Origin of the sequence: Aeromonas sp. HMWF015, from assembly GCF_963878965.1 — a bacterium.
Classification (GTDB): Bacteria; Pseudomonadota; Gammaproteobacteria; order Enterobacterales; family Aeromonadaceae; genus Aeromonas; species Aeromonas veronii.
Genome location: NZ_CAWNZT010000104.1, coordinates 1 through 4,558, shown reverse-complemented (window position 1 = coordinate 4,558; position 4,558 = coordinate 1). Strand labels below are relative to the sequence as shown.

The following is a 4,558-nucleotide window of genomic DNA, read 5'->3' as shown; positions in this document are numbered from 1 at the left end:
CAGCTGATTGGCTGGTTGATGGGAGACAGGGAGCGCCGCCGCGCCATGCCCTGGTTCAAGGCGGTCTATGTGGTGCTCAGCATGGCGCTGTTTTTGATCGTCGCTACCCTGATCTGGCACGGGCTGGAGCAGCTCTACCAGCTATTGTGCGGCGAGCAGCAGAACCAGCTCGGCGCCTTTAGCGCCATCATCTTTCTGACGCTGGCACTGGCGGTGTTCGATCTGGGCAAGACCATTCTGGAAGAGGAGGTACTGCTGCATAAGGATATCTTCCGCCACAGCGCCATTCGCCGCACCATCACCCGCTTTATCGCCGCCATTCTGATCGCGGTCTCCATCGAAGGGCTGTTGCTGCTGTTCAAAGGTTCGCTCGGCCAGAGCGAGCTGCTCTGGCCTGCGGTCGGGGTGATGGGGTGTGCGGTGGGTTTGCTACTGGCGCTTGGCCTCTATGTCTTTCTGGGAGCCAAGGCCGAAGCGGCACTGGTACAGGCTAGCCTGCGCTCTCCACCGCCAGTTGCACAGGGGAGCGACGCGCCGCCCGCCAGGAAACGTACATGGTCCAGGAGGTATAGATGACGATAAAGGCAACCAGCCACTTCAGCATCTCCATATCCATGGATTTGACCAGCATGGCGGCCAGCACCACACCGATGGGGCCGAAGATGGCTACCGCCAGCACCGCCTTGGCATCAAACGCCCCTTTGCGGATAAAGGTGCCTGCGGAGAAGACGCTAAGCACGGCGGTGGAGCCCATCATGATGGGAAACGCCGCCAGCGGGTTCATCCCCAGCAGATAGACCAGCGTCATGCAGGGGGCAAACAGGCCGATACCGACATTCATCAATACCCCGAAGATGAAGTTGCCAAGCAGGGCGATCGCCAACTTGTAGCCGCTAAGCCCCATCGCATCGCCGCCTACAGGGAAAAGCCCCAGCAGACCGGCAAAGATAAGCCCTGCGACGACCAGTAAGGAGATAGCCATCACCAACCGGATGGTCTGCCGATCAAACGAGGCCACATGACGAGCTCCCCAGGCCGCGCCTGCTGCGGCGGCAATCATCATGCTGATCAGCGTCAGCGGCTCCACTGCTACTGCACCGATAAAGATCAGCGACTGAGTCACGGTCGGCAGCACGCACTGCCCATTAAGGGTCCCTGGCAACAGGCGATCGTCGATCAACTTGAACTGCTTGTAGCAGGCGGTCTTTACCGCAAAGCTGCCCACCCCCAGGGTATCGAGGAAGTTGGCAACCCCACCGATCAACGCCACCGGCCAGAATGGGGTCGCTTCAAAGGATCCACTCTGCTTCTTCCGCCAGCAGGCTTGCACCAGCATAAAGATGAATACGAGGCCTCCGGCTATAAAAATCAGCCGTAAAATATCAACTAACATAGGGGTTTCTCCTGCAACGGGCGGCGATTCTAAGGCAAGCAGCAGAAAAAATCTTGACCGGAATTAAGCAATGCTCACGACACACCTCCGCGAGGCGAAATATTTATCAATAGACTCCGAACGACTCTGCTAATACTTGTTACTGAGGCCAACAGGCCGGGTCCTGAGCACGTTGTTATGGTCCTTTCGCGACGACCACTTGTGCCAAAGGACATAATAAAAAAGAGGGCCGGTAGTGATACCGACCCTCTTTCTGTATCTGGCCGGGGCGCAGGGGCCTCGACCATGACAACCGCTTATTGAATGCTCTTGCCGGCACGCACGTCCTTGATAAACCCCTTCAGGCTGGCCAGATCACGGGGGGCACCGCGCAGGATCTGATCACCGATGATGAAGGCCGGGGTACCGGAGATACCTAGCGCTTCAGCCAGCGCACGGTTGGTACCGAGGTTCTGGTCAATGCTGCCATCCTTGATCTTGACCTCCACCTTGCTCCAGTCAACACCGGCCGCCACAGCCAACTGCTTTACCTGTGCTTCATCAGCGAGCGGGCCCTGATGTGTATAGAGCTTCTCGTGGAACGCCTGGTACTTGTCAGGCTGACCCAGCTGGACCGCCAGCGCAGCACGAGCAGCAAAGTAGGAGGACTCGCTCAGAATGGGGAACTGCTTGTAGATGTACCGGATGTCTTTATCTTCCGCCATCAGCTGCTTGACCAGCGGATGGGCCCGTTTGCAGTAACCGCAGTTGTAATCGAAAAACTCCACAATGGTCAGAGATGCCTTCGGATTTCCCATCTCTGGATCCTGATTGGCATAAAGCTGCTTGGAGTGAGCCTTGATCAGCGACTTGTCACTCTCGGCCTGCTGACTCTCCTGCTTGGCACGCAGGGCATTGGACATCTCGACCAGGATCTCGGGATTCTTGACCAGATAGTCGCGAACGATTTGCTCGACATCGCTTTTGGTCAGCTCGCTTGCATGTACCGGCGTCGCCAGCAGGGTCACGCCAGCCAGCGCGCAAAACAGGGCATTTTTAATAGTCATAACGTTATCTTGCAGAGGATATGATAGAGGCCACTATAGTGGTTGAGTCTGTTTTCAAGTCAAGTTATCTGGCCCAAAAAGCGCTTGATGCGCCCTGATTGCCACTTTTTCATGTCGTTTCGCGCAATTAACCAGCAATCGAACCGGACGGGGATTTACAAGCCGGAGCAGCATGGTATTATTCGCCGCACTGCTGCGGAGGGGTGGCAGAGCGGCTGAATGCACCGGTCTTGAAAACCGGCGATGGGCGACCATCCGTGGGTTCAAATCCCACCTCCTCCGCCATCTATATAGCCCAACTGATTGATTCGGTTGGGCTTTTTTGTATCTGCGATTTTTGGTGTGCCACTGGGTATGCCATTTGATGTTGGCTGCCCTACTCCTTGATAGCACTCCTTTGGACAGGCCATTGCCATTTCTCCCGTCAAGTTACCCAAAGCAAGAGAGGGCCAATGGCCCTCTCTTGCTATCTATTTTGTTGGTCAGTGCAAACAGCATTGCTTGTACTTCTTGCCGCTGCCACAGGGGCACGGCTCGTTGCGACCAATCTTGATGGGCGCCACCACGGGTTGGGAGCGATTGCGCACCGAGCCCTCAGTGAAATAAGGGCTCGGCTGGAATTGGCTGTCGATTTTCTGTCAAAAATGCGTGGCGGGTAAAGCAGAGAAAGCCTTTACAAAACAGGACCTTAGATGACATTTCAATTGATGTCTTTTCTTAAGGTCCTGTACATGTAGCACTATTAGGAACAGTTATTTAGTGCTGAGCGCCTTTCCATTTTCCACTAGCTTCTTATTCATTTTGAAATCAATTACGTTTGGCGAACTTTCAATTGCTGCCTTTTCAGCATTACGCTCCTTCTGTTTTTCATATTTGGCTTTCAGATTGCTGAATACCATTTTTGGCAACACAACAAAGCTGGCAAACAGAACACTTTTGGCACCATCGTAAATAATGTTTTCAATAAATGGTTTATAGCTTTCATCACCTGCATATTGAATTGCAACCGCGATGAATTCATCAACGACGCTTCCCTCTCGTGCCTCTTTCAGCGCCCAAACAATACCACTCTCTCCTTCTTTATATAGAGGGATGTCAAGTTCTTTGGTTACTTGTTCAAGCTCTAAAAGTGCTGAAAGTGTAGTGTCTAACACGCTGGAAGAAACCACGCCAAGCTCTTTTAATTCATTGTGACAGGCCATTGTCAGCAACGAATCTGGACTAACCTCATATGGCGCATTAGTTTTAAAAGTAATCGCACCTAATTCAACCACGTTAGGTAATTTTAATACTTGTTTGGCTCGATATAACTTAATATCACCAAATGTTAAAGGTTCTGGTTTAAGATGCTGGTTATCTGCGGGAAAAACAACCTTTTCATCGAATATAAAATGTTCGCTCTGATTGAGAATAAAATCTTTAAGGTACTTATCAATATGCATATTGAGCTTAAATGTAGAAATTGTCGTCCCTTCAATACGCTCAAATAAAACCTTCGCCTTGCTTTTATCAACTGTCGATTTCAAATTATCAAAATGGCCAAAACGGTTAATGTTATGTGCATTAACGTCGCCGTTCATTAATTGAAGAAGCAAATCCTTGTCTAACCCAAGCGCCTCAACAATACCGGCAATCCGCGAATGTTCAGCCTGATTTTGGTAGTCATTGATGTAGTCTCTAAACGAATGGCCATCAATTAATTTAGCATCACCACGCTGCAAATCATGTAAAAAGAGCTCGGCGTATCTTTGCTCGCCTTGGGTGAGCGATGCAAACGACTTGTGTAGCTCATTTAGTGTCGTTTCAACACTTGTAGAGTCTTTGTGTTGATTCAGCTCCTTTAAGTATTTATCAAATCGGCTGTTCATGTAGTCGGCATCAATTTTGCCGGTATCTATTTCTGTTAAATAGCCACTGATATCGAAAGGAACATCGCCGCCATCTGAGCCGCCGCCATCATCTTTACTAGCTAGCTCTTTGTAACGCAGGGCTAGCACCAAGTAGGTTTGCTGTTCTATGGCGAGCAACACCTCTCGCTCAATACCGCTATCATCTTCTGAAGAGTCAGTAAATGTGTAGACAGACTGCCCCCAATGCATTCCTTGCACTTTGGCAGCTT

At 51.1% G+C, this 4,558-nt stretch carries 5 protein-coding genes and 1 tRNA gene; 2 read left to right on the top strand and 4 right to left on the bottom strand.

Going from position 1 to position 4,558, the window contains the following annotated elements; translation table 11 throughout:
* Positions 1-576 (top strand): hypothetical protein (locus AACS18_RS05135; protein WP_108613879.1); only part of this gene is annotated, 576 nt, incomplete at its 5' end.
* On the opposite strand, the gene AACS18_RS05130 is transcribed toward AACS18_RS05135, so the two are convergent.
* Both AACS18_RS05130 and AACS18_RS05125 read right to left on the bottom strand, forming a co-directional pair.
* A complete protein-coding gene (locus AACS18_RS05130; RefSeq protein WP_108613878.1) occupies positions 491-1,393 on the bottom strand; it encodes a sulfite exporter TauE/SafE family protein in 903 nt (300 codons plus the stop codon). The genes AACS18_RS05135 and AACS18_RS05130 overlap by 86 nt on opposite strands.
* 296 nt (positions 1,394-1,689) lie before the next feature.
* Positions 1,690-2,439 (bottom strand): DsbA family protein, encoded by a 750-nt coding sequence (locus tag AACS18_RS05125; RefSeq protein ID WP_108613877.1) that lies wholly within the window; start codon positions 2,437-2,439, stop codon positions 1,690-1,692.
* A 197-nt stretch (positions 2,440-2,636) separates the two neighbouring features.
* Here AACS18_RS05125 and AACS18_RS05120 point away from each other — a divergent pair.
* Positions 2,637-2,724 (top strand) — tRNA-Ser (locus AACS18_RS05120).
* 197 nt (positions 2,725-2,921) lie between these two features.
* Here the strand turns inward: AACS18_RS05120 and AACS18_RS23115 are convergent.
* Positions 2,922-3,002, bottom strand: a complete 81-nt coding sequence (locus AACS18_RS23115) for an SEC-C metal-binding domain-containing protein (RefSeq protein ID WP_272939935.1) — start codon at positions 3,000-3,002, stop codon at positions 2,922-2,924.
* A 189-nt stretch (positions 3,003-3,191) separates the two neighbouring features.
* A partial coding sequence (locus AACS18_RS05115; RefSeq protein ID WP_219928006.1) for a type I restriction endonuclease subunit R, EcoR124 family occupies positions 3,192-4,558 on the bottom strand: 1,367 nt, incomplete at its 5' end.

Coding starts and splice junctions, on each gene's coding strand:
- AACS18_RS05130 (WP_108613878.1), bottom strand. CDS start 1,393: ATGTTAGTTGATATTTTACGGCTGATTTTTATAGCCGGAGGCCTCGTA.
- AACS18_RS05125 (WP_108613877.1), bottom strand. CDS start 2,439: ATGACTATTAAAAATGCCCTGTTTTGCGCGCTGGCTGGCGTGACCCTG.